21 protein-coding genes are annotated in these 24,638 nt (G+C 42.0%); 6 read left to right on the forward strand and 15 right to left on the reverse strand.

Annotation, left to right across the window (positions count from 1 at the left end):
* Nucleotides 1-137: 137 nt before the first annotated feature.
* A complete protein-coding gene (gene msrA, locus FCL54_RS20515; protein ID WP_138128972.1) occupies nucleotides 138-1,106 on the reverse strand; it encodes a peptide-methionine (S)-S-oxide reductase MsrA in 969 nt (322 codons plus the stop codon).
* A gap of 70 nt (nucleotides 1,107-1,176) precedes the next feature.
* The gene (locus FCL54_RS20520; RefSeq protein ID WP_138128974.1) at nucleotides 1,177-1,986 is read right to left on the reverse strand and encodes a class I SAM-dependent methyltransferase; all 810 of its coding nucleotides are present in this window, start codon (nucleotides 1,984-1,986) and stop codon (nucleotides 1,177-1,179) included.
* Nucleotides 1,987-2,162: 176 nt separating this feature from the next.
* Here FCL54_RS20520 and FCL54_RS20525 point away from each other — a divergent pair, with 176 nt between their 5' ends.
* The 3 genes from FCL54_RS20525 to FCL54_RS20535 all read left to right on the forward strand — a co-directional run bounded on the left by FCL54_RS20525 (nucleotide 2,163) and on the right by FCL54_RS20535 (nucleotide 3,792).
* Nucleotides 2,163-2,372: a gamma-type small acid-soluble spore protein gene (locus FCL54_RS20525; protein WP_138128976.1), complete on the forward strand. Its 210-nt coding sequence runs from the start codon at nucleotides 2,163-2,165 to the stop codon at nucleotides 2,370-2,372.
* A gap of 191 nt (nucleotides 2,373-2,563) precedes the next feature.
* Nucleotides 2,564-3,508, forward strand: coding sequence for an MBL fold metallo-hydrolase (locus tag FCL54_RS20530; protein WP_171016947.1), 945 nt, complete (start codon nucleotides 2,564-2,566; stop codon nucleotides 3,506-3,508).
* A gap of 89 nt (nucleotides 3,509-3,597) precedes the next feature.
* The gene (locus FCL54_RS20535; RefSeq protein WP_138128980.1) at nucleotides 3,598-3,792 is read left to right on the forward strand and encodes a YgaP family membrane protein; all 195 of its coding nucleotides are present in this window, start codon (nucleotides 3,598-3,600) and stop codon (nucleotides 3,790-3,792) included.
* 56 nt (nucleotides 3,793-3,848) lie between these two features.
* Here the strand turns inward: FCL54_RS20535 and FCL54_RS20540 are convergent, their stop codons facing one another.
* From FCL54_RS20540 to FCL54_RS20595, 12 genes are all read right to left on the reverse strand, one after another.
* The gene (locus FCL54_RS20540) at nucleotides 3,849-6,026 is read right to left on the reverse strand and encodes a DNA topoisomerase III (protein ID WP_138128982.1); all 2,178 of its coding nucleotides are present in this window, start codon (nucleotides 6,024-6,026) and stop codon (nucleotides 3,849-3,851) included.
* Nucleotides 6,027-6,094: 68 nt separating this feature from the next.
* On the reverse strand, nucleotides 6,095-7,354 hold the full coding sequence (locus FCL54_RS20545; RefSeq protein WP_138128984.1) for a DEAD/DEAH box helicase: 1,260 nt from the start codon (nucleotides 7,352-7,354) through the stop codon (nucleotides 6,095-6,097).
* A gap of 55 nt (nucleotides 7,355-7,409) precedes the next feature.
* Nucleotides 7,410-8,612 carry a class I SAM-dependent rRNA methyltransferase gene (locus FCL54_RS20550; RefSeq protein ID WP_138128986.1) on the reverse strand — a complete coding sequence of 401 codons (1,203 nt, stop codon included), beginning with the start codon at nucleotides 8,610-8,612 and terminating at the stop codon, nucleotides 7,410-7,412.
* 159 nt (nucleotides 8,613-8,771) lie between these two features.
* Nucleotides 8,772-9,389, reverse strand: a complete 618-nt coding sequence (locus FCL54_RS20555; RefSeq protein ID WP_138128988.1) for a hypothetical protein — start codon at nucleotides 9,387-9,389, stop codon at nucleotides 8,772-8,774.
* Nucleotides 9,390-9,401: 12 nt separating this feature from the next.
* A complete protein-coding gene (locus tag FCL54_RS20560) occupies nucleotides 9,402-10,580 on the reverse strand; it encodes a ParM/StbA family protein (RefSeq protein ID WP_138128990.1) in 1,179 nt (392 codons plus the stop codon).
* Between the two features lie 386 nt (nucleotides 10,581-10,966).
* Nucleotides 10,967-11,452, reverse strand: coding sequence for a (2Fe-2S)-binding protein (locus FCL54_RS20565; RefSeq protein WP_138128992.1), 486 nt, complete (start codon nucleotides 11,450-11,452; stop codon nucleotides 10,967-10,969).
* Complete coding sequence (locus FCL54_RS20570) at nucleotides 11,449-12,285, reverse strand: FAD binding domain-containing protein (RefSeq protein ID WP_138128994.1); 837 nt, start codon at nucleotides 12,283-12,285, stop codon at nucleotides 11,449-11,451. Before FCL54_RS20570 ends, FCL54_RS20565 begins: the two co-directional genes overlap by 4 nt.
* Nucleotides 12,272-14,602 carry a xanthine dehydrogenase family protein molybdopterin-binding subunit gene (locus tag FCL54_RS20575; protein ID WP_138128996.1) on the reverse strand — a complete coding sequence of 777 codons (2,331 nt, stop codon included), beginning with the start codon at nucleotides 14,600-14,602 and terminating at the stop codon, nucleotides 12,272-12,274. Before FCL54_RS20575 ends, FCL54_RS20570 begins: the two co-directional genes overlap by 14 nt.
* Nucleotides 14,603-14,745: 143 nt before the next feature.
* Nucleotides 14,746-15,768: an FUSC family protein gene (locus FCL54_RS20580; RefSeq protein ID WP_138128998.1), complete on the reverse strand. Its 1,023-nt coding sequence runs from the start codon at nucleotides 15,766-15,768 to the stop codon at nucleotides 14,746-14,748.
* Between the two features lie 110 nt (nucleotides 15,769-15,878).
* Nucleotides 15,879-17,243 (reverse strand): FAD-binding oxidoreductase, encoded by a 1,365-nt coding sequence (locus FCL54_RS20585; protein WP_138129000.1) that lies wholly within the window; start codon nucleotides 17,241-17,243, stop codon nucleotides 15,879-15,881.
* A gap of 154 nt (nucleotides 17,244-17,397) precedes the next feature.
* Nucleotides 17,398-19,233, reverse strand: coding sequence for an ABC transporter ATP-binding protein (locus FCL54_RS20590; protein ID WP_138129002.1), 1,836 nt, complete (start codon nucleotides 19,231-19,233; stop codon nucleotides 17,398-17,400).
* Nucleotides 19,214-20,953 carry an ABC transporter ATP-binding protein gene (locus tag FCL54_RS20595; RefSeq protein WP_138129004.1) on the reverse strand — a complete coding sequence of 580 codons (1,740 nt, stop codon included), beginning with the start codon at nucleotides 20,951-20,953 and terminating at the stop codon, nucleotides 19,214-19,216. Before FCL54_RS20595 ends, FCL54_RS20590 begins: the two co-directional genes overlap by 20 nt.
* Before the next feature lie 189 nt (nucleotides 20,954-21,142).
* Here FCL54_RS20595 and FCL54_RS24165 point away from each other — a divergent pair, with 189 nt between their 5' ends.
* From FCL54_RS24165 to FCL54_RS20605, 3 genes are all read left to right on the forward strand, one after another.
* Nucleotides 21,143-21,283, forward strand: a complete 141-nt coding sequence (locus tag FCL54_RS24165) for a hypothetical protein (RefSeq protein ID WP_171016948.1) — start codon at nucleotides 21,143-21,145, stop codon at nucleotides 21,281-21,283.
* Between the two features lie 193 nt (nucleotides 21,284-21,476).
* On the forward strand, nucleotides 21,477-22,184 hold the full coding sequence (locus FCL54_RS20600; RefSeq protein ID WP_138129006.1) for an ABC transporter ATP-binding protein: 708 nt from the start codon (nucleotides 21,477-21,479) through the stop codon (nucleotides 22,182-22,184).
* Nucleotides 22,185-22,187: 3 nt separating this feature from the next.
* Nucleotides 22,188-22,958, forward strand: coding sequence for an ABC transporter permease (locus FCL54_RS20605; protein ID WP_138129008.1), 771 nt, complete (start codon nucleotides 22,188-22,190; stop codon nucleotides 22,956-22,958).
* Between the two features lie 58 nt (nucleotides 22,959-23,016).
* Here FCL54_RS20605 and scpC read toward each other — a convergent pair whose 3' ends face one another.
* Nucleotides 23,017-24,540, reverse strand: coding sequence for a succinyl-CoA:acetate CoA-transferase ScpC (gene scpC / locus FCL54_RS20610; protein WP_138129010.1), 1,524 nt, complete (start codon nucleotides 24,538-24,540; stop codon nucleotides 23,017-23,019).
* Nucleotides 24,541-24,638: the final 98 nt, after the last annotated feature.

Below are 24,638 nucleotides of genomic sequence, written 5' to 3' on the forward strand. Positions count from 1 at the left end.
CTTGGCCATAGAAAAACCCCCTCCAAGTATCATTCTTTCCTTCATGGTATCATGAAGGTTTTTTTGAATGTCTACTTAAAGGGGATAATATCACCTTAACAACAAAAGGGCGAGAGAAACCTCTCTGCCCTTTTACTTTAATCAAACAATTTCTTGTACTGGCCATATCCTTCTTTTTCGAGATCCTCTTTAGGGATAAAACGCATTGCTGCTGAATTTATGCAATAACGCAGACCGCCCTTATCAACTGGTCCATCTTCGAAGACATGCCCTAAGTGGGAATCTGCATCCGTGCTTCTCACTTCAGTTCGAATCATATTGTGGGTGAAATCTATATTTTCTTTGATCCCCTGTTTTTGGATCGGCTTCGTAAAGCTTGGCCATCCGCACCCTGCGTCATACTGGTCAGTCGAGCTGAAAAGAGGCTCTCCGGAAACAACATCCACATAGATCCCCTCTTTTGTATTGTTATAATACTCATTTCGAAATGGAGGTTCTGTTCCGTTTTCTTGCGTTACCTTATATTGCACATCCGTTAAACGCTGCTTTAATTCGTTAAAATCCTTTTTGGTACTCCAGTGCCTTTTAATAAAATCTTCCCGTCCTGACCCTTGCTTATAGCGTTTGTAATGCATCGGATTTTTCTTGTAATAGTCCTGATGATACTCCTCTGCTTCATAAAAAGGAGACGCTGGCAGGATTTCGGTGACGATAGGCTTAGAAAATTTTCCGCTTTGTTCAAGCTCTTTTTTGGATTCCTCGGCTTCTTTCTTCTGTTCTTCATTATGGTAGAAGATTGCTGTTTGATAGGATTTTCCCCGATCATAAAACTGGCCGCCCGGATCTGTCGGGTCAATCTGCTGCCAGAATAGCCCCAACAGTTTTTCATACGGAAACACATCCGGATCATAGGTGATCTGGACTGCTTCATAATGGCCCGAAGTTTTAGAAATCACATCTTCATACGTAGGATTTTCCTTTTGGCCACCCGTATAGCCTGACATCACCTTCTCAATACCGGGCTGTTCATCAAAAGGCTGTACCATGCACCAGAAACAACCTCCGGCAAAAGTAGCTATTTCAAATTGTTTATTCGTATCGGTCATATGCTCACCTCTTTTTTAAGCTAAGAAATGCATAGTATTACCATAGCTTGAATCGGTCTGGTTTTTCCAGTTATCTGCCTTTTGAAATGTGCTTCTTTCTCAAAAAGAAATATGTAATTTCCATCCTCTCTTGAAATTCCCCAGTAGGATTAAGCTGCAATAACTCTTTTCTTAATTCTGTCTCAAACGCTTCTGCTTTATCGTCCAATAGGCTTTTATTGCAAAAGGAAGTCGAGTACAAATTTCCTATAATTGTATCGACAGTCCACTCATGCGTATACAGATACTCACCTTGAGCAACAAGCGTAAAAGCCGAATTTTCAATAAAATCTTCATGGAGCCTGGACTTGTCAGCGTAAGTTCCACCGCCGGCTCTCCGATTCTCTCCAAGCCATTTTTGGATCACTTCGACAATTTTCTTTTGCCACTGCTCATTTCCATTCCATATACTTCTTCCCGCTAAAATCACCATTCCGCCACCCGGCCGCAAACTTTCATAGCAAGTCTCCAAAACTTTTTCCCGGTCCATCCAATGGAATGCATTTCCGCAAACAATTAAATCTCTGTTCCCTGTTGGATTCAATTCCTCTGCCGCCATCGTTTTAAATGAGATCGTTTTTATTCCTTTTGCTTTTCTTAACCGTTTTGCTTCTTCTATCATCTCATCGTTTATATCGATTGCTGTGATCTGGAGAAAATAGGAATGTAAAGCAAACGCCAGCTGGCCAGTGCCACAGCCAAGGTCAAGCATATTCCCTCCAGTGCAGTCTTGATATTCATCCATGATCATTTTAATTAATTCGTCCGGATAATCGGGACGGTATCTTGAATAATAATTTGCTGTACGTTGAAACAATTGGTCACTCTTGTCCAACCTCATTTTCCCTCCCTGCCTTAATTAATACTTAAAAAGCTAGAAAACTTATTTCGAACATAAAAGTAGAATATCCTTTAATTTATTTAAAACCTCCAACCTTCTTTTGACCGAAAACATTTTATTTCCTTCCGTATGTAAAAAGTACAGCAGGGTCATCTTACAAAAGAAGGAGGTGTGTTATGAAAAAGCAAAGTGAAAATCAGACAGTCGCAGGAACAAACATCGATGCAGTAAAACGACAAAATGAACGGTCGGGCATGTCCTATAACGAAGTAAAAGAGCTACTAGCCCGAACTACAGGCGGGCATAACACCCGGATGTTCAGTGATACGAACGTCGAGCATGTAATCGAAAATAACCAGCAATCGATGCAAGATAAGCACGAGTAAGCATAAAGGAGCAGAAGATATTCTTTTGCTCCTTTTCTTTATCTATATTCAAGGCTATTGTCACTCTCATCCTCCTTGTATACTCGTTGAAATCAGCACTTTTTATTCATTTAGAAAAACAAAGGATTTTCTTTCCTACAGGCGAAATTAACTAGTGATAATCCAAATAAATGAACGATGGGTGGATAACCATGCACATACAGGAAGAAGCGATTGACTCGACCTTCTTTACACTTGAAAAACTTGCAGAAGGAGTCTATGCTGCTATGTCTAAAAGCGGTACAGGCACATGGAGCAACGGAGGATTTGTCGATACTGGAAAAGACGTAATTGTTTTTGACGCCTTTTCAACTCCTAAAGCAGCGATGGAGCTCCGGGCAGCCGCCGAAAAACTAACAGGTAAGAAGGTAACATATCTTGTTAATAGCCATTATCATGGTGACCATACGTTTGGAAACCAGGTTTTTGCAGACACTGTTATTATTTCCACAGAAAAAACAAAGGAATTGATCGAAGAAAAAAACAGCATTCCAGACCTTAAAAAGGAAAAACAGATGTTTCAAGAATATCTTGATGGTTTAGAAAAGCGTCTGGAAACAGAGAGAGACCCCGTCATTTTAAAAAGCCTTTCGAATCAGTTCATCGAAATGAAGGCAGTTTTCGAATCATTGGATAATCTCACGATCACGCTTCCGAATTTAACATTCGATAAAAAATTAACCTTTCACGGTTCAGAAAGAACGGCGGAGCTATATTGCTTTGGGGGAGGCCATACTCCAAGCGATTCTTTCCTGTACATTCCTGAGGAAAAAATTGCATTTATGGGAGACCTTGCAACAGAAGGACTTCACTTTCCTATCGATAACCCGCTTGAATTTGTTTCTATTCTAGAAAAAGTAATGAAATATGATATTCAAACGGTTGTACCAGGCCATGGGGAAATCGGTACGAAAGAATACTTCCTCATCATCCTCAAATATCTCAGTCATTTGATTGAAACAGCAAATTCCGGAAACGCACTGGAAGAATTCATCGCCCTGGAACCACCTGAAGAATACAAAGGCTGGACAGGCGTGAACGGGTACAAGCAAAACCTATCACGGGTATACACCTTCCTTAACCAGGAAAACAGTTAAATCCATTTATCAGCAAAATTGTGCTAAACATCACAGACGCTTCTATTCCCTTGCTCTATACTTAAGAAAAAACAAATGGAGTGAGGAAAATGATCGATAACGTAGGACTGTTTGATCGTATTATTCGAACTTTGCTGGGTTTGGCTCTGTTAGCGTTATTTTTCTTCGACAGCAATATAAAATACGGTGGACTCCTGGGAATTATTTTACTTTTCACCGCCTTTACAAGATACTGCCCAATCTATTCCCTGTTGCATATTAAAACCTGTAAAGTAAAGCATTGAGTAATGAAAAATGCTAAAAAACTTTCTCCACAACCAGTCGGAGAAAGTTTTTTATATTATTTATCCAATTTTAGCTTTGCCAGCTGGTCCGCCAGCGCAGTGTTGATCGGCTCATCGTTCTTTTGCTTTTGTTTATTAAGATACTTTGAAACGTCTTTCTTTGATGCTTTGCTGTTCTTTTCCTGCTGCCTTCTTTTGTTGAAGGTTTCCAGCTTCTCTCTGTGGCCGCATTTGCATACAAAGGTTTGTCCCTCGCCCTGTCCGTGGAGTTCGAGCTTCTTCCGGCAGTTCGGACATCTTGCATTCGTGATCTTGCTCTTTCCTTTTTTGTAACCGCACTCCCGGTCCTGGCAAACGAGCATCTTGCCTTTTTTACTTTTCACTTCCAGCATCAGCTTGCCGCATTCAGGGCAATGGCTTCCCGTAACATTGTCATGCTTAAACTTTTTATCGCTGTTTTTAATCTCATTGACCGTTGTTTTTGCATACTGCTTCATTTCCTCGATGAATGCTTTCTTACTTAAGGAGCCATTTGCGATCGCTTCTAGCTTTTGTTCCCATTCAGCGGTCAGGGATGGAGACCTTAAATCGTTCGGAACAAGATCAAGCAGTTGTTTGCCTTTTGACGTAATCGTGATGTCTTTGCCTTTGTTCTCAATTAAAAAGCTTTTAAATAGTTTTTCAATGATATCAGCACGCGTTGCAACTGTTCCAAGCCCGCCTGTCTTGCCGATGGTTTTGATCAGTTCCTTGTTTTCTCCTGCCATATACTTTGCAGGGTTCTCCATCGCTGAAAGAAGCGTTCCTTCGTTGAACAAACCCGGTGGATTCGTTTCCCCTTTTGTCTGGGTAAGTGACAGGACCTTCAATGTATCGCCTTTGTTTAGCTGAGGCAAAGCCTGGTCTGCGTCCTGTTCAAAATCATTTTCATACACTGCTTTCCAGCCTGGAGAGAGTATTCTTTTACCCTTCGCTGTAAAATCCTCATTTCCGATTCGTGCCGAGATCGTTGTTTGCTCGTACTCAAACGGCGGATAAAGAACTGCTATGAACCTTTTTACGATAAGATCATAGATTTTGCGTTCCTTATCACTTAACGAACTCAAAACAGGTGTTTGTTCTGTTGGTATAATCGCATGGTGATCAGAAACTTTGCTGTCATCCACAAATGACTTGTTGGCCATTATCGGCTGCTGCAATACTTTTGAAGCATATTTCCGATACGGCTGGACCGAGCATGCCTGTAACCGTTCCTTCAACGTAGATACGATATCGCTCGATAAATAGCGGGAATCTGTCCTCGGATACGTAACAAGCTTATGGTGCTCGTACAATTTTTGCATGGTGGATAACGTCTCTTTTGCAGAATAACCGAAAATCTTATGGGCATCCCGCTGCAGTTCTGTTAAATCATATAAATGCGGAGAATAGCTCTTCTTATTGCTTTTTTGAATCCCGGTTATTTCTGCTTGCTTCTTTTGCAGACCGGCAAGGGTCCTATCACTTTCCGCTTTATCAAAAGTCTTCGTATCTTTTGTTTTCCCATGCTGCCAGTTCAGTTTGATCCCGTCCGCCACAGCCGTGATGCCATAATAGGTTTTTGGCTTAAAACGTTTTATTTCTTCTTCTCTTTCGGCGATCATCGCAAGTGTCGGCGTCTGCACCCTTCCACTGGATAGCTGTGCATTGTACTTGCTTGTCAACGCCCTCGTTGCATTCATCCCGACATACCAGTCAGCTTCTGAACGTGCTACGGCGGAATCGTATAGCGTTTCGTATTTTTTCGCATCTTTTAAATGCTTAAACCCATCTTTTATCGCCTTATCTGTTACAGAAGAGATCCATAACCTTTTTAAAGGCTTCCGGACTCTCGCTTTTTCAATGATCCACCTTGCCACCAGTTCCCCTTCACGGCCAGCATCTGTCGCGATCACGATATCCCTGACATCTTTTCGGTTCATCTGGGCTTTCACCGTACTGAATTGCTTTCCGCTTCTTTTTATCACCACTAGCTTTAAAGGAGAAGGAAGCATCGGCAAATCTTCTAACTTCCATGTTTTATATTTTTCGTCATATGCTTCAGGTTCTGCTAAGGTTACTAAATGGCCTAAGGCCCATGTAACGATATAGTCGTTCCCTTCAAAAAAACCGTTGCCTTTTTTGCCACAGTTCAACACTCTGGCAATATCTCTTCCGACTGACGGCTTTTCTGCTAATACTAATGTTTTACTCATAATACAAATCCTCTCGATTACTTTTGCGTTTCGCTGTCTCCACTATAACAGGTTCCCGCCTTTAGATGCTATTTTCTTTTCCTGCGCCTTTTTGGAGTGCTCAATCGTCTTGAAGAAAAAGCTTCCTCACGGGAGTTTTTGCGCTTTCCAGGATAGCTGTTCCGTATTCCGTTCCTATCCTCTTCCTTAGTTTCATCCGTTTTTTTAGGAAGTTCTAACCTACTCCTTTTTATTGCCTTATGAAGCCCTTTTTCGATTAGTTCTAGATATTTTGTATCCCTGGGAGCTACAAAGGTAACCGCAAGCCCCTTGCCGCCAGCTCTTCCCGTTCTTCCAATTCGATGGACATAGCTCTCAGTATCCTGAGGAATATCATAGTTGAAAACATGTGTTACTCCTTCAATATCAAGCCCTCTTGCTGCTACGTCTGTCGCAATTAAGAATTGTACTTTGTTATTTCGAAACTGCTCTACTGCGTGCTCTCGTTTAGCCTGGGATAAATCCCCATGGAATTCTTCCGTAGAATATCCTGATTCTTTCATTGCTTCGTTCAGCTTTTTAGCCCTTCTTTTTGTGCGGCAAAAGATAATCGCCAGATACGGATGGAATTGATCGATTGTTTTAAACAATGTAGCCTGCTTTTCTCGATCGGTTGTCTCGATTACGATCTGCTTTATATCCTTCACTGTCAGTTGTTCTTTCTCAGCATTGACAATGATCGTTTCCGGATTTTCCATATAGTCCCTGGCGATCGAGCGAATTGGCCCGGGCATCGTTGCTGAAAAGAGCATCGTTTGCCTGCTTGTTGGAAGCTTCGTTATAATTTCTTCTACTTCCGGCAGAAAGCCCATCTGGAGCATTTGATCTGCTTCATCTAAAACAAGTTTCGATACCCTGGAAAGCTGAATCGTTTCACGTCGAAAATGATCTAAAATCCTTCCGGGAGTGCCGATAACGACATGGATATTGTTTTGTTCCAGCTCTGAAAGTTGTGTCTCGATCGATTGGCCGCCATAAACCGGCAGAATGTTGATCGAATCATTTTCAGGGACCAGCTTTTTCATTTCCGAGGAAATTTGCAAGCTTAATTCGCGTGTAGGGGCAAGAATCAAGGCCTGGACATGATTCTTTTTTCGATCAAGTTGCTGCAGAATTGGAATAAGGAAAGCAATTGTTTTCCCTGTTCCTGTCTGCGCCTGCACGATTGTATCTTTGCCTTCTAAAAGCACCGGAATCGTTCTTTCCTGTACAGGAGAAGGGTTAACAATCCTTTGTTCTGCTAATTTGTTCAGTAATTTTTCTTTAACGCCAAGTTCGATAAATCCCAAAGGAAGCCACCGCTTTCTTAATATTGCTATGCCGAAGTAGTTTCTGATTTCCTGGTCAGCCTTTTATTTTCTTTATGAAGGCAACCTTAAGATAGTCTCCCTCTTTAAATTCTTTCACCGTTTTAAAATCATCTGGGAGGGAGTACTCTTCAAGCAACTTATACTTTCCGTCCATTTCCTTGAACGCTTTATCAATAAAGCTTTTAAACTTGTTCATATCAAAGCCGCTATAGTTTGTGGAAGCAACAATGATCCCGTTGTTTTCTGTTATAGCGATCGCTTCTTTTAAAAGATTTTTATAATCTTTCGCTACACTGAATGTATGCTTTTTAGTCCTTGCAAAGCTCGGAGGATCAAGGATCACCATATCAAACTTTAAGTTCTTCTTGCCTGCATACTTAAAATACTTGAATACATCCTCTACAATGATATCCTGGGCTTCATGATCGATTCCATTCAGGCTGAATTGTTCGATCGTTTTTGGAAGACTTCTGTTGGCGACATCCACACTCGTCGTTTTCGAAGCTCCGCCTAGAGCAGCAAAAACAGAAAATGCACCCGTATAAGAAAAAGTATTAAGTACTGTTTTCCCTTCCGCATACTTATCGCGAATCGCCTTTCTTACTTCCCGCTGATCGAGAAATACGCCAACCATCGCCCCTTCATTTAAATAAACGGCAAAGTTAACGCCGCTTTCTTTGACTATGATCGGAAAACCGGCTCTTTCTCCGGCTACAAAGTCGTCTTCTTCAATGTATTGCCCCTTTGTATCAAACCTTTTCTTTTGATATATCCCTTTGTATTCTGTCAGCCGGTCAAGGGAACGTATGACAAAATCTTTAAAGGCATAAATCCCTTCGCTATACCAGTTGATAAGATAATATCCATCAAAGAAATCGATCGTAAAGCCTCCTATTCCATCCCCTTCACCGTTAAAAACCCTGAATGCGGTCGTGCTGTTATCCTCAAAATACTTTTTTCTCGCATCCAGTGCACGCTTTAATTTTTTTTCAAAGAAGCTTTGGTCTATTTTTTCATTTTCTTTTCTCGTTAGTACCCATCCGTACCCTTTATTTTGTTTCCCATAATAGCCTCTTCCGATAAACCTTTTACTTTTCTCGTCAACAAGAGTTACAGGAGTCCCTTCTCTATTCAAATCGTTAATGTTCAATATCGCCTCTTTAAAAATAAGCGGATAACCGCTTTTAAATTTATTTATAAATTTAGATTTTACATTCAGCCGAACTTCGTTATTCAACTCGACCATCCTCCCTTATATAATGAGGCCTGTTTAACAGTTTACCCGAAACCTGCTTTACTCATTAGCAATCATATCATAGAGCTGAGCCCTGTTTGCACAGAATGCCAAACAAAAAGGAGCAGCTCTCATTTTAAAGGCTGCTCCTTTTCTATCAATCTACTTATTCATGCGGGACAGGAATCCTCCAAGAAGATCTTCTGTGTCGTCTTCCTCATCAAGCTCTTTATTTTCTTCGGAACTTGCAAATTCCTGTTTCGCTGTTTCCCAATCGAAATTCATCAGATCGTCTTCAATTGTATCATTCTCTTCCACTTCGTTCAGACTTGAATCTACATTCTCTTTATCGGACTGGACAATGCTGCTTTCAGGTGTTTTCTTTGTAGTGAGTTCTTCACTCTCTTGTAAATAAAGCGCTTCATCAATATCTAACGCATTGCTGTTAAGAGAGGCCAGGATGGAAGTAGAGCGTATGGGATCAGCCAACAGCTGATACAAAATACTTCCCAATATCGCTTCAGAATGCTCATGCTTCAGCCAATTACGCTGTGCCTGGCTTAGAGCTTTTGGCAGAGGAACCGTGATTGCCTCTCTATCATTTGTTAGTGATTTATTAACACCATCGACCACAAACTGTGCAACCGTACTGGAAAAGTTCCTCTTTTCTTTTTCCTTTAACCGCTGTAGTTGCTTCAGAATATGGTCTGGTGTATCAGAAGGGATTCGGAAAGTAATAGCCTGTCCTCTCTCGATCCCGTTCTTTCCTTTATTTTTCATAAAATCACCCTATTAGCTTTTAACTGCTTTTTTATCTTTCTCTTTCGCGTCTTTCCCTTTGTTAGTCTTTCGATCGAAGTCAGAGATCAACTTATAGTAAGCATTTGCCATCATCCAGATGCTTTCTTTTTCATCTTCAAAGAAGTCGATGTTATAGCCGTCCAGGTTGTTGTTTAGCGTCTTAAGATAATCTTTCAAAACCATTGAACCGCCGCCTACAAAATAGCAGATTTCAGTTTGAGAGTTTTTCTGCCAGACATTGCGGAGAAGGCGATACTGTTTCTTGGCAAGCTCTAACAAAATACGGTCAGTTATATCGTGAACGCTCGTACGGCTTCCCTTTACCATAATATGGTTCCTGTCATTTTTCTTTGTTAAAATTTCAACTACGTCTCTGCGGCTATCTAACTCAACGCCGTGCTTTGATCTGATTTCTTCTCTAATTGCTTCGAGGGATTCGGACACACCGAGGTTAAACCCTTGAGCTTTGTCATCATCTACGTTGCGGTCTTTAATCACAGCGATATCAGTAGATAATCCTCCGATATCGTGGATCAATATTCTTTTATCGATTAAGTCTTTGTTAATAATATTCAAATCATTGTCCATAACCAGGTTAATATAGGCAGCAAAACCTTCCGGATAAACCTTCACTTCGTCAAACTTAATGTTTACCTTTACTCCCTGATATTTCGGAGTCACTAAAAATTCCACCTGGTGCACAGAACCGAGCAATTGAGAGCGGTAACCAACATCCTTGCCTTCTTTAACTTCTCGTAGCGGCAAACCTGTTCCGAGAGTATAACTTGCATCAATAACATTGTTCGATTTCTTAAACATGCCTTCATGTTTCGCTGCATCAAGAGCTATAGAAGCAAAAAGCATAATAAGTGTCTGGTCTTCTTCTGACTTACTGCTTCCAGGATCAAGCTCTGTCGCATTATCACTTTTCGTTGCTAGATTTCCAACTCGATAGATAGCATTATTTTCTTTTAAAGCAGGGGAGTGGACACGGATATGAATACCATCTAGAGGATCTTTCTCATTCAAATCTTCTATTCCTATTACAGGGCGGTCCTCGATATCCCTCGCAATTACGTTTGGTATGTACAATTCTGAATCTAATTTTCCAAATAGGGCTTTAACGGAATCATTACCTACATCAATCGCAGCAATCCTTGCATTACTCATGTTTACCATTCCTTTCATTCTATTAACCATTGATAATCAAAGGTTAGTTTTACCATTTAAGTAAAGATTATAGAATGTTTACCTACCAGTCAATGAGACCAAAGTTGTGTTCACTTTCGTTTACATGTGTACATATATGTTTACTTGTACACAATACTGTATACAAAATAAGGTTTCATGCCTATAAACGTTGATGCAAAGCCATGTATACGTTTTTGTACACATGTAAACGTTATTGTACACGAGATGTATACATTTTGTTTACTTGTTTACAAAATTGTTTACAGCGAGTATACAACTTGTAAACTTGTAATCATTTTTGTATACATTGAGTTTTGGATGTAAAAAAATAGGAACATCCTGTTGGACATCCCCTGCTCTTTCTATCATTTTTCTAAATTTTTATTAGAGGATAAGACCGATTTAACTGCATTTTCAATTTCCTGGTACCCGGTGCATCGGCAAATGTTTGATTCAAGCATTTCGGTGATGAGCTCATCGTTCGCATCGGGATAATTTTCAACTAAGGAGTAACAATTCATGATAAAGCCAGAAGTGCAGTACCCGCATTGAAAAGCAAATTCCTTAATAAATGCATGCTGGATAGGAGTACCTTTCAATCCTTCAATTGTTATGATCCTTTTGCCAGGAGCTTCTATTGCAAACATTAAACAGGATTTCATAGCCATACCATCAACGTTTACCGTACATGCTCCACAATCACCATTCAAACAGCCAGGCTTAGAACCGGTTAAGCCAAGCTTTACTCGAAGGATGTATAAAAGCGTATCTGAAGGCTTTATAAGCACAGGTTTGATTTCGCCGTTCACATGAAGAGAAACCTCTCTAAAAGGGGAAGAAGAAGTTTTCATGACTCACCTCCCTGATAGGACTCTAAAACATCCTGTAACGTGTTTTTCAAAACAAATATCCTATATTCATCTGAACCTTCCACGTCATGCAAAATAGGGGAAGGAACATGCTGAATCGCCTCGTTTATTCTGGATTCGATCGAAATATCGTTATTGTTTAGCGCTTCCTCTAACTTTTTTGAACGGAAAGGAAAAGGACATAACCCGCTGATCGCAATTCTCACGGTCCCTGCTTTTTTTATGCTTGCAACTGTGACCAAAGGATAACCAATATTCCATTGTTTCCTTCTTTTTATATGAAATTGAGGGAGGCGGAGGTCATTTCTATTCGTGATGAGTTGAACTAAAAATTCCCCTTTCCCCAGCTGCAGGAATTGATTAAAAACTTCATCAAACGATACTGTCCTTATTTCATTCCCGGCTATGACTGCATAGCTGTCGGTTAGCAAAAATGGGAGGACTGCCTCCCGGTAAAAGATTTCCCCGCAGATGTTCCCGCCGAGTGTAATTTTATTCCTTGCAGTGTGATCTGCAACTCCCCTGGCAGTTTTGCTTAAAAGGGGAAATAAATTTCTCTCAGTAAGAGCTGTTAACGTCAGGGCTGCACCAAGCACCAAATGTTTATCCGTAAGCATTTGCACCCGGCACTCCGGTATATTCTTAATATCGATCAGTGCATCAGAATAAACGAGATTTAGTCTTCCTAACGTGAGGACCTCTGTTCCTCCGCCATAAAAAAGTGGTTGTTTACCCTGTCTTTCTAGAATTTGGTAGATGGAAACGGCTTCCTTTAGGGTGGAGGGTGCATGATAATCAAAATCAAATGAGAGCATGCTGATTCCCCTTCTTTGCCCTCCAGATTAACTCAGGAATTAGAGGCAGCTGATTTAAATTCACTTCTGCAGCGATCGACAATGCATTTCCAAGTGCGGCCGGCATGCCGATAAGCCCATGTTCCCCTACCCCTCTTGCCCCATATGGTGCATCTATCTGAGGAGTTTCGACAAAACTTACAACATACTCAGGGTTTTCTCCATATCTTAGTGGTCGATAAGTGCGAAATTGCGCATTTAATACTCTTCCCTGTTCGTCGAACACAAAGCTTTCCCGTCCACCGAAACATAATCCCATCGCCATGGCACCCATTACCTGGCCCTGTGCAGCCTTTTCGTTTATAACTTTTCCTATGTCGATCACCGACACTGCCCTGATAATCTTATAAGTAAAATCCCTCTTATTAAATTCTACTTCTACTCCCTGGGCACCGACTGTCCATTCTGGTCCAGGCCTTCCTTCTCCTGTTTGAGGATCTAAATATGTCATTCTACGAAGCGTGTAAGTTCCACGCCCGATAACTTGCCCGCCGATCGTATTCCCGTTTGGATAGGTGTATCCATAGACGACATCTTTTAGCTCTATTCCTGTTGAAGGTTCATCTTTTAAAAACACCCTTCCGCCAGCAACTTCCAGGTCTGAAACCGCACCGTGCAGCACACATGCAGCAACTTTCTTAATTTGTTCAACCGCATCCTCCGCTGCTTCAAGCACTGCCCTTCCAGCCATATAGGTGCCTCTGCTGGCTACTGTTTTCCAGTGTTCGGGGGTTGTCTGTGTGTTTACCTTCATACGGACATGAATCAGCTCAATCGGCATCTTAAGCCTTTCTGAGAGGATCTGTGCTAGAATCGTTTTCGTTCCTGTTCCGATCTCCACTACTCCTGAAATCAGATTGACACTGCCGTCCGGGTTAAATGTTAAAATGACTCCTGAGCTTGAGTCTGTGTCAATCGTCGAAGTCTTCCATATGCAGCAAATCCCCTTTGCCCGGATCAAACCATCAGGCTGGATACTTCTCTGCCCTTCCTCCCATTTCATTATTTCTTTCAGCCTATCGATACACGCAGGCAAGTTCCCGAGATTACTAGTGTTTAACCGCACCTGTGTAGGGGTGGTATGGCCAGGAAGGATCGCATTTTTCCTCCGAAGTTCAAGAGGGTCCAACCCAAGCTTTTGTGCCAGCATATCCATTGTTCTTTCAAAAGCGAATAACAGTTCAGAATGGCTGAATCCGCGAAATGGAGACGCATAAGGATGATTGGTATAGATACATAATGAATCACACCATACATTTTCGATATGATATGGGCCTGTGCAGTCGACTGCACCAGCCCTGCTAACATCAACCGCTTTATCCGAATAAGCACCTCCATCAAACAAATATAAAATTTCTGCGGCTTTTAAATATCCGTTCCTGGTACATCCAAGTTTTATTTTAGCATCAAGACCGATATGGCAAGGAGATGTCACGAGATCCTCTTCTCTTGTATTAAACAGTTTTACCTTTTTTCCGCCCACCGCTCTGGATGCTAAAAAAGCAAGGATTTCTAACTGTACTGCTGCCTTCCCCCCGTACCCACCTCCAACGAGCGGAGTGTTCACAATAACTTTACCTGTATCGATGCCAAAATAAAGGTTGATCAACTTTTTTACCATGAATGGGGCCTGTGAGGAAGTTGTGATGACAACATACCCGTCTTGCCTTATCTCTGCAATAGAGCATCGAGTTTCCATGGCTGCGTGGTCTGAGGGAGAAAATGACACAGTGCCTTCTACTGTAACATCGCTCTCTGACCATCCCTTTTGAATGTTTCCTTTTCTGATCTTGGTTCGATTGGCAATGTTCGTGTTCGGTTCAGGATTAACACGTTCAACTTTTTCATAGCTTTCTATATTTTCATGAACAAGAGGAGCATTGGCCTGCATCGCTTCTGTCGGAGAATTTACAACGGGCAAAGGTTCATATACTACTTCGATTAGTTCTGACGCTCTTTTTGCCTGTACAGGGTTATCAGCGACGACAAGGGCAACTGTTTCTCCAAAATAACGTACCTTATCGACAGCAATCGGCGGACGATCGCGAATTTCTTCCCCTGTTAAAGGAAAACGCTCCCCAGCAAGTATTGCTCTAACACCGGGTATCTTCCAGGCCTTTTCGGTATTGATAGAAATTATCCTCGCATGGGCGTATGGGCTGAGCAGCATTCTGGCATGTAACATGCCCGGGGATTGAATATCGTTTGTATATATCGCTTCCCCTGTGACTTTATCAACCGCTTCCTTTCGGTATACGCTCTTCCCAATGATGTACATCAAGACCCCTCCTTCCTCTCTTTTCTTTAAAGCCGTGTTGTAATTTCTTTTCAATACTCTCTTACTATGTATATAACGCATAAAAAAGTATTATCACTTGAAAGAAATCAATGAAAAAAGCCTGCCATCAGCAAGCGTCTTGATCAGGATTTGTTTTTTGGAAGGATGTAAAGGCTTTTAAGGAAACGATCGGTTGATTCGTATAAGGAGATATTATATTGCTGGGATTCTGTCCCATATGGAAGAGTAACCTGCTTCTCTGCAGATAAAATAACATTATTCCTCTCAGAAGAATTTTTGTCGGTCAGATAAAAGGAACCCATGGACTGAAATTGATTGGCCCATGTCGTACGATTCACAGCCGTCATCGTTCCTGCTGCTGACCATGATCGTAAAGTTTCGATAGCTCCTTCAAGATAGACGAGCCCTGTGCTTAATTGGTTTAATTTCCTTTTATATCCCAGAAGTTCAGTTTTCTTTTTTCTGGAGAGAGGATTAAATTCTAAACTGTTTAAGGCTTGTTTTATTCCATCTTTCGTTTGGTGCAATTCTGAAAGCATGCTTCTCACTTCTTTTTGAAGTGCGTCTCCTTCTGATTTAGCACATCCTCCCTCCAGCCAGGTTACCGTATTGTAAAAGGAATTTGCTAATAAATTTGAAAACCTGTTATATTTCGTAATCGCCTCTTTGGTGAAGTTCGGCGGGAATACTACCATGTGGACGACAACTGCAGTTAAGGCTCCGATAACCGTATCCCTGATCCGATCAACAGGATAATGGGCTGTTTTGTTCTCAAAAACAAACACCAATAAGATTGTCAGGGCTACCTGGTGGAGCGCTGTCTCATCTAGCTTTAAAAGCTTAGCAAGTAGGGTTCCTCCTAAGATTAAAAGCCCGAGCGTCCAACCGTTTACACTTAAGTGGCTGGCGATTAGAGCAGTCACCGAAACTCCGATAACCGTCCCGATAATACGATGTAAAGAAAAATGGATAGACTTACCTATAGTAGTTTGCAAACATAAAATGACGGACAAAGGAGCAAGGTAGGGATGAGATGATCCGGCAATCTTTGCGGCTTCCCAGGAAATACCTGATGCCAATGCCATTTTCCATACCAGATGCTTTTTATTTTCCCATTTCGTTTGCAGAGAATTCCTTTTTTTCATGAAAGCTGCTTCCTCTCACTATTCGTCCTTTCATCATATTTTTTAAGGAAAAGAGATATTTTATACAAATCAAAAAGACAGGTTGTAACCCTGCCTTTTGACGGAGAAGTTTATTTCGTTGGGTCGATGTTGTGGTTGAACCTAAATACATTCCCTGGATCGTAGTTCTTTTTAACAGCAACAAGTCGATCATAATTCACTGCATACGCTGTTTTGGTAACATTCTCGCTTAAACCGATTCCGTTCAGGTAAGAAGCTTTATTATGGGAATAAGGTAGAAGCCCCTGATACAATGACTCTACCCACTTTTCACAAATCTTTTCGTCTACTCCCATTGCCATCATATCGACTAATAGGATGAAGCTGGCATCTCGGACGGCAAAAGGTGTAGCATCAACAGGTATCTTATTCATTTGGCCGCCAAGTGCCCATAATTGAACCAACGCTGTGGGTGCAGGGGCGCTATCAATTTTACCCAGGACTGCATCGATCGTTTTCTCATCCAGCTCTTTAAAGTACAACGAAGTTCCATAGACCGGCACACTATCCGGAACCATCGCATCTAACTTACTTTGCAGTTCCACGTATGGAATGATTCCAGTATGATCGGCAAGCGGCTCGGCCATTTGGCGCAGCTGCTCGATCACTTTCTCACCCTGCTCCGGTTCGCCCGCATACATTCCTGTAAGCATCACAACCTTTTTATGATGGAGTGCTTCAGGTAAAAACGGTACAGGCGGCAACTCGGCGGCAGTTATGTTAAAGGAAACCTCATCCGGAGCCTGCTTCAGGTACTCCTGAGCCTGTAATAAAATCGCTTTTGCATCCTTATAGTCGTACATGACATCTAAAGCAAGAACGGCAGGTCCAACTTTATGGAGCTGGAACATAAACTTCGTCACTATTCCGAAGTTACCTCCACCTCCCCTTATTGCCCAGAAAAGATCGGAATGCTGTGTTTCGCTAACTTCCAGCAGTTCTCCTTTTGACGTAACGACATGTGCACCGACGATATTGTCGCAGGTTAAACCGTATTTTCCACGTAAATAACCCATGCCTCCGCTTAATGCAAGACCTGCAACGCCAGTTTCTGAAACGGTTCCAGTCGGAGTAGCAAGCTCAAAGTTTTGCGTCGCTTTATCAATATCAGCGAGAGTTGCCCCACCTTCCACAAACGCTATCTTTTTCTCAGGGTCCACTTCGACCTTTCGCATTTCCGACAGGTCGATCATTAACCCATCGTCACACACTGCAGTTCCTGCAACATGATGCCCTCCGCCACGAATTGCAATATTCAAGTTTTTCTCTGTAGCCAGTTTTACAGCTGCTGCAACATCCTCTTCCGTGTCACAAACAACAATCGCATACGGTTTCCGGTCGATTGCACCGTTCCATACTTTTCTTTTCTCGTCGTACGCCTCATGGTCAGGTGTGATAATGCGGCTACCCAGCTTAGCTTCCAGATCTTTAATCAAAAGAAGAACCTCCTATAAGGTAAAATTTACTAAGACTATTATATCATTTTAATTCTTTATTGAGAACGCGATTTCCCGTATAATTTATCTTTTATAGGACTTTTGATAGGAGTGAAAAAGTAAAAACCGCCATATACATGATGACGGTTGTAAATTAAATAACGTCTTTGTTTTCCTGGGCTTTTACCAAATCATGATAAAATCCTTTCTGATCCAGCAGTTGTTGGTGGTTGCCTTTTTCTATGATCTCTCCGTTTTTGAGTACAAGAATTTGATCCGCGTTTTTAATCGTATTAAGCCTGTGGGCGATCACAAAACTTGTCCTTCCTTCCATCAGCGTATCAAGCGCGTCGTTGATCTTCATCTCGGTGATCGTATCGATACTGCTGGTTGCTTCATCCAGGATTAACACAGAAGGGTTGGCCAGCATCGCCCTTGCAATAGAAAGAAGCTGCCGCTGTCCGTGGCTTATGCTCTTCCCATCCGAGTCCAGGACGGTATCATACCCTTTCGGAAGCTTGCTGATAAAGCTGTGCGCGTTTGCTCTTTTTGCAGCCTGTTCGACCTCCTCATCGGATGCGTTCAGTCTTCCGTATCGAATATTTTCCCTCACTGTTGTTTCGAACAGAATGGAATCCTGCAACACAACGCCCATCTGTTTTCTTAAGCTTTCACGGGTAATGTTCTGGATGTTTTGGCCATCAACCAGAATTTCACCCTCATCCGCATCATAAAAACGGGTAAGCAGTGAAATGATCGTTGTTTTCCCAGCGCCAGTTGGGCCAACTAAAGCCACTGTTTCGCCAGGACCGGCATGGAAGCTGACATTTTTTAAAATGTCCTGCCCTTCCTCATAACCGAAGGAAACGGCTTCAAATTTTATATCCCCCTGTATGGAAGAAATATCGGTAGCATCTGCTTCATCGCTTTTTTCCTCTTCCTTATCGATAATGTTAAACACTCTTTCGGCACCTGCTACAGCTGATAAGATAATGTTGAACTGATTGGCCAAATCGTTTAGCGGACGGGTAAATTGCCGTGAGTAGGTTGTAAAAATAACGATAACCCCGATTGAAATCATGCCGTTCAGTGCAAGTATGCCTCCAACTCCGACAATAAGCGCAAAGCTGACATTGTTTAGCATGTTCATCAACTTTGGGATAAACCCGGAATAGGTCTGTGCCCAGTAACCGGAATCCTTCAAAGCGGCATTCCTCACCCTAAATTCTTCAATGACTTTTTTCTCCCGCGAAAACATTTTAATAATATTGTGGCCTGTCAGGCTTTCTTCCATATAACCGTTTATATCGCCTAAGTTTCTCTGTTGTTCTTTAAAGTAATAGCCCGTTCGTTTTGTGATCCACTTGAGGCCCCCGAACATGACAGGGACGATCAACAGTGTTAAGAACGTTAAAAGAGGGCTCAACCAGAGCATGATGATGATAGTCCCAGTTATGGTCAGGGCACTCGTTGAAAATTGGATAACAGAGGAATTTAACGTCCGGCTTAAGTTTTCCATATCGTTCGTTAAACGGCTCATCAAGTCCCCGCTTTGCCTTTTTTGAAAAAAAGCCATCGAGAGTTGCTGCAAATGGGAAAATAGATGGTTTCTCATTCGATAAACGGTATTCTGGGCAATCGTGATCATCCAGTAATTCTGGAACCAGACGGATAACGATTGGAAAAGGTAGATCACGAGTAAAATGGACAGCATGGTGATGAGCGAGCTTGTTTCATAGTTTGCAATAAGCTTATCAACGGTTACACCGAGCAAGTACGGTCCCAGTAAAGATAAAGATGAACTGATAAGAACCATCAACAGGACAAGTATGAATAATCCCTTCTGGTTCGACATATATCCCCAGATTCGATAAAGGGTACCAGTGATATTCTTTACTTTTGGGGCTTTTACCGGTGCTCCTCTATGTCTGCCTGGCAGTTGCTGGCTGTTTGGATTGGTGTTCGCCTCTTTATTCTGTTGCCGGGACATAGCTGATCACTTCCTCTTGTCTCTGGGATTTATAGATATTGCGGTAATAATCACTCTCGTTTAAAAGAGACTCATGGGTGCCGCTGGCAATCAATTTCCCGTGCTGTAAGAGCAAAATTTTATCTGCTTCTTTCACAGAACTGATCTTCTGAGCGATAATCAATGTTGTACAGGCCTGGTTTCTTAACGTTTCCAGCACTTTGACTTCCGTTTTGGCATCAAGAGCACTTGTACTGTCATCTAAAAGCAATATGGAAGGCTTTCTTACAAACGCTCTCGCCATGGAAAGGCGCTGTTTCTGGCCACCTGAAAAATTGACGCCCCGCTGCCCGAGTTTAGTCTCATATTGTTCTGGCAGCGTCATAATAAAGTCATGGATCCCGGCATCTTTTGCAGCCCGGGAGATTTCTTCCATTGAGGCATCTTCTTTCCCCCAGGAAATGTTGTCTTTGACAGATCCCGAGAACAGATGAGCTTCCTGCGGGACAAATCCTATTTGTGTTCTGAGTGCTTCCACTTCGTATCTTGATATATTTAGCTGATCGATCTTGATTTCTCCGGATGTCGGATCGACCAATCGGGGTAAAAGCTGCATGATCGATGTTTTTCCGGAGCCTGTTTCCCCCAGGATCCCGACCGTTTCGCCTGCTTTCACAGAAAAAGAAATATTCTTAAGTGCAGGGTTAGGAGAGGAAGGATAACGAAACGAAACGTTTTGAAATGTGATTTCACCCTTTATATGTTTCTTTTCGCCATTATGATGTATATTTTGTTCTTCAATATTTTCATCAAGTACTCCTGTAATACGTGTTGCCGAAGCTTTCCCTCTTGAAAAATTCATCAATAAGAAAGAAAAGACAGAAAAGGAACCAAGGATTCGAGTTCCATAATTGATGATCGCCACAATTTCGCCGGCCTGCGCTCCACCTGTGTTCATCTCGATCGAACCAAACCATAGTATCGCTACAAGGCTTGCATTCATACCGAACATGACGATCGGCATCGCAAGTTCCATCGTCCATAGTGCCCTTTTATTTATATCAGCCAGCGTATCGTTCACGTTAGTAAACCGTTTATTTTCATGCTTATGGCGGCTAAAGACCTTAATTAAACGAATTCCCATTAAATTTTCGCGGATCACCGTATTCACAGAATCAAGCTTTTCCTGAACGCTCGAAAAAAGCTTCACACCTTTCGTCATGATCCAGAGCATGACTGCTAAAAGGATCGGAACAGAAAGCAGTAAAATAAGAGCCAACCCGGTATGTACTGTAAAAGCCATAATAATTCCCCCTATGATAAACAAAGGGGCTCTTAACATGATCCTCAGGCTCATAAATAAAAAGCCCTGGATCTGGGTCACATCGATGGTTAACCGCGTTAGTAGGGACGAGGTTGAAAATTTTTGAAACTGGACCAGGGAAAGTTCCTGTATTTTTACAAATAAATCTTCTCTTAAATCATGGCCGACACCCTGGCTGACCTCCGATGCAAAATAAGAGCTGATAATTCCCCCTGCAAATGCGAGCAAGGACAGTCCTACCAGTACTCCTCCCCACGTCATAACAGTGGATAGCTCACCCGGGACAACGCCCTTATCGATGATGATCGCCATCAAAATCGGCTGCACAAGCTCTACTGCCAATTCTACTGCCATTAGGAAGATGGCGATCCATGCTGCTTTTTGATATGTCTTCACATAAGATAGTATTTTTCTCATCCATTTATCACCTGAATTTTCTAAATATAATACTCTAATTATACAGGTTATGGCAGAAAAAATGAAAAAAGGAGACTTCCAGGAAAGGTTGGCTTCGACTTTTACAAAAACAGCATCATGCATAAGTGAAAAACTGCAGGGAAAATTAATTTTACTAAGCTACTGTTACTTTTGTCGGGAGGCTACAAGATGAAAAAAGAAAACAAAACTGAATGCAATGAAGAGATGGATTACCTTCGTCATTATTTAGTGGAACAAATCAACAGAATCACCGTAGAAGAACAGGAAGAACAGATGAGGGAAGAAATGGAAAATAAAGAACAGTTATAACAGGAAGAAGCATCAGAAGTTTAGACTTGATGCTTCTTCTTTATTTAATCACAATATACCTGAGCCCCTTTGTAATGTAATTCTAGCCTCTATCTTCTCTTCTGATGTTTACTTTCGTTTTATAAGTGAATTCATTATATAGGACAATAGGCTGGCCTCTTAAGAATCTAAAAAAGAAGGAGGATCCCATTCAATGAAAGGAAATGAAGTGATTTTAGAAGGAAAAAACGTAGGAACAGAAAGAGTACATAACATGGACTTTACAGTTTTAAAGGGACAGATCGTAACGATAATCGGTCCTTCAGGGTCTGGAAAAAGTACATTGATCAATCTTCTTAACAGAATAAATGATCCGCTTGAGGGGGAGATTCTATTCCATGGAAAAAATGTGAAAGAGTACCCGGTACCCGAACTGCGAAAAAAGATAGGCATGGTCTTCCAAACGGCAAACCTTTTTACTGGAACTGTGGAAGAAAACTTAAAGTATGGACCCGAAATCTGGGGAGAATGGACGCCTGAACTGGGAAAAGAATTGCTTCGCTTTGTTCAGCTTCCGGAAGAATTTTTATCAAAAGATGTGGAGGATATTTCTGGAGGGCAGCAGCAGCGTGTATCCTTTGCAAGAACGCTTGCAAACGATCCTGAAGTGCTTCTTATGGATGAAGCTACAAGTGCTCTTGATAACCGTACAGAAGAGCTTGTCGAAGAGGAACTGCTGCAGCTTGTAAAGGAAAAAAAGATTACGATTCTGATGATTACCCATGATCTTGAACAGGCGAGGCGGCTGGGTGACCAGACTTTTTTTATAGCAGATGGCCGAATTCTTGAGCAGGGAAAAACAGAAGACCTTTTCGAATCCCCCGCTACGGAAGAACTTAAATTCTTTTTGGAGGTGGAATAAGTAATGCCCGAAATATCCAATCTATCGATGCTCACTGTCATTATATTCGTCCTCATACCGGTTTCACTTTCCTACCTCTATTCTCTTGGTATCGCAAAAACGACGATTTGGTCTTCGTTAAGGGGAATTATCCAGCTCATTCTGATCGGATATGTGCTGACCTTTCTGTTTGAAATAACTGACTGGATTGCTGTTACCTTAGCTGTACTTGTCATGATCTCAGCTGCTTCCTGGCAGGCAGGCCAAAGGGGAAAAGGAATTAAGAATGCCTTTTTGGTCACTTTTACTGTTTTAGCAATCATTGAAGGCCTGGTGCTTATACTGTGGATCGGGTTTAATATCATTCCCTTTGAATCCCAGCAGGTCATCCCAATGAGCGGTATGGTGATCGGTAACAGCATGGTTGCGTCCGCTCTGGCACTGGAGAGGCTAAAAAATGACTTTTCCGTCCATAAGGGAAAGGTACTTGCAGCTCTCTCATTGGGGGCAACACCGCCTAAAGCAGCTAATATTATCATCAGAAATACGATAAAAGCCGCGATGATTCCAAGTATAGATGGCCTTAAAACAATTGGTCTCGTCCAGCTTCCGGGAATGATGACAGGGCTGATTATCGGCGGCGCTTCACCGATCGAGGCAATCCGCTACCAGATTGTTATTTCGTTGAGCATATTTGCCTCCGTATCACTTACGTCTATGTTTGTATCAGCGATCGCTTATCGTTCGTTCTTTAACAAAGATATGCAGCTTGTTGAAATCAAGGAAAATGATTGATCAGTTTCTTGATAAAAGCAAAAGGGCATTCGCTGTTTTAGCGAATGCCCTTTTGAGGCTATACCTTCATGCCAACTTTCTTTTCAGACTCCAGCATCGTCCCTTCCTTTGCATAATTGATATGCCAGGATAGTGCTTTTTCCAACACATGAGGTGTATGGCCTCCTCGTGTCAGCGCTTCGTTGTAATAGTCCCACAGCTGTTCACGATACATCGGATGTGCGCATCGCTCGATCACCAATTCCACGCGCTCCCTTGGCGCAAGTCCACGAAGGTCTGCATAACCCTGTTCTGTTACGATCACATCTACATCATGCTCTGTATGGTCGACGTGGGAGACGTATGGGACGATACTTGAGATCTTACCGCCTTTTGCGATTGACTTTGTTACGAAGATTCCAAGGCGGGCATTACGTGCAAAATCTCCTGAACCGCCGATCCCATTCATCATCTTGCTGCCCTGTACATGGGTGGAATTTATATTACCGTAGATATCCGCTTCTAAAGCCGTGTTGATCGAGATCAACCCCAACCGGCGGATTATCTCCGGGTGGTTTGAAATTTCTTGCGGCCGTAGAACTAATTTATCGCGATAGTTCTCAAAGTTTGAAAAGACCTCGTCCATTTTACCTTCAGAAAGTGTAATCGAGCAGCAGGATGCAAACTGAACCTTGCCAGCATCGATCAAATCGAAGACAGCGTCCTGCAGCACTTCTGAATACACCTTTAAATCAGTGAAATCAGAATTCAACAGCCCGTGGAATACCGCATTGGCTACCGAGCCTATCCCGGATTGCAACGGGGCGAGGCTCTTCGTTAACCTTCCGTCTTCGATTTCCTGTTTAAGAAAATCGATCAAGTGGTCGGCGATCATTACTGTTTCTTCATCAGGAGCAACAATGGTCGACGGGGAGTCCATTTGATTCGTGAAGACAATCCCCTTTACTTTATTCAAATCCACCTGGATACCCTTTGCCCCAATTCGGTCCTCAGGTTTTGTTAATGGAATAGGATCTCGTTTTCCCTGTTCTCCCGGTTCAAATAAATCATGTATACCCTCTAATGATTCTGGCTGGGCTACATTTATTTCAATGATGATCTCTTTCGCGTGCTGTGCAAAGACTAACGAGTTGCCTATCGATGTAGTTGGAATAATGAATCCGTCCTCCGTAATCGAAACCGCTTCCAAAATAGCAAAATCAATTTGGTCCAACACATTGGAACGGATTAACTCTGAAGTATGTGAAAGATGCTGGTCCACAAAATGAAAAGCACCTTCATTAAGCTTTCTTCGCATCGTAGCATCCGCCTGGAATGGTAAGCGCTTACCTAAGATTCCAGCTTCAGCAAACAATTTATCAATATCAGAGCCCAGAGAAGCTCCAGTATATACATTAACTTTAAAATCTTCTGATTCAGCTCGATTTACCAGTGCAAAAGGAACCGCTTTCACGTCACCCGCACGAGTAAAGCCACTTAACCCAAGTGTCATTCCATTCCCGATCCAGGATGCTGCCGTTTCAGCCGAAACTACTCTATCTCTTAATGCTGTGTTTTGAATACGCTCGTAGTTGTTTTCCACTCTATGACACCTTCCCTTGTAATCTTTCTCACTATTACAACTATTTTATCGTTTTGCATTCAGGGAAAGGCTATTTTTGAATGAAATTGCTAAAAATG

This window comes from Exobacillus caeni, from assembly GCF_005747095.1.
Taxonomy (GTDB): domain Bacteria; phylum Bacillota; class Bacilli; order Bacillales; family Guptibacillaceae; genus Exobacillus; species Exobacillus caeni.

Coding starts and splice junctions, on each gene's coding strand:
- FCL54_RS24165 (WP_171016948.1), top strand. CDS start 21,143: ATGAAAAAAGAAAACAAAACTGAATGCAATGAAGAGATGGATTACCTT.
- FCL54_RS20540 (WP_138128982.1), bottom strand. CDS start 6,026: ATGAGTAAAACATTAGTATTAGCAGAAAAGCCGTCAGTCGGAAGAGAT.
- FCL54_RS20580 (WP_138128998.1), bottom strand. CDS start 15,768: ATGAAAAAAAGGAATTCTCTGCAAACGAAATGGGAAAATAAAAAGCAT.
- FCL54_RS20605 (WP_138129008.1), top strand. CDS start 22,188: ATGCCCGAAATATCCAATCTATCGATGCTCACTGTCATTATATTCGTC.
- FCL54_RS20600 (WP_138129006.1), top strand. CDS start 21,477: ATGAAAGGAAATGAAGTGATTTTAGAAGGAAAAAACGTAGGAACAGAA.
- FCL54_RS20525 (WP_138128976.1), top strand. CDS start 2,163: ATGAAAAAGCAAAGTGAAAATCAGACAGTCGCAGGAACAAACATCGAT.
- FCL54_RS20595 (WP_138129004.1), bottom strand. CDS start 20,953: ATGAGAAAAATACTATCTTATGTGAAGACATATCAAAAAGCAGCATGG.
- msrA (WP_138128972.1), bottom strand. CDS start 1,106: ATGACCGATACGAATAAACAATTTGAAATAGCTACTTTTGCCGGAGGT.
- FCL54_RS20575 (WP_138128996.1), bottom strand. CDS start 14,602: ATGTACATCATTGGGAAGAGCGTATACCGAAAGGAAGCGGTTGATAAA.
- FCL54_RS20555 (WP_138128988.1), bottom strand. CDS start 9,389: ATGAAAAATAAAGGAAAGAACGGGATCGAGAGAGGACAGGCTATTACT.
- FCL54_RS20535 (WP_138128980.1), top strand. CDS start 3,598: ATGATCGATAACGTAGGACTGTTTGATCGTATTATTCGAACTTTGCTG.
- FCL54_RS20560 (WP_138128990.1), bottom strand. CDS start 10,580: ATGAGTAATGCAAGGATTGCTGCGATTGATGTAGGTAATGATTCCGTT.
- FCL54_RS20530 (WP_171016947.1), top strand. CDS start 2,564: ATGCACATACAGGAAGAAGCGATTGACTCGACCTTCTTTACACTTGAA.
- FCL54_RS20565 (WP_138128992.1), bottom strand. CDS start 11,452: ATGAAAACTTCTTCTTCCCCTTTTAGAGAGGTTTCTCTTCATGTGAAC.
- FCL54_RS20570 (WP_138128994.1), bottom strand. CDS start 12,285: ATGCTCTCATTTGATTTTGATTATCATGCACCCTCCACCCTAAAGGAA.
- FCL54_RS20520 (WP_138128974.1), bottom strand. CDS start 1,986: ATGAGGTTGGACAAGAGTGACCAATTGTTTCAACGTACAGCAAATTAT.
- FCL54_RS20590 (WP_138129002.1), bottom strand. CDS start 19,233: ATGTCCCGGCAACAGAATAAAGAGGCGAACACCAATCCAAACAGCCAG.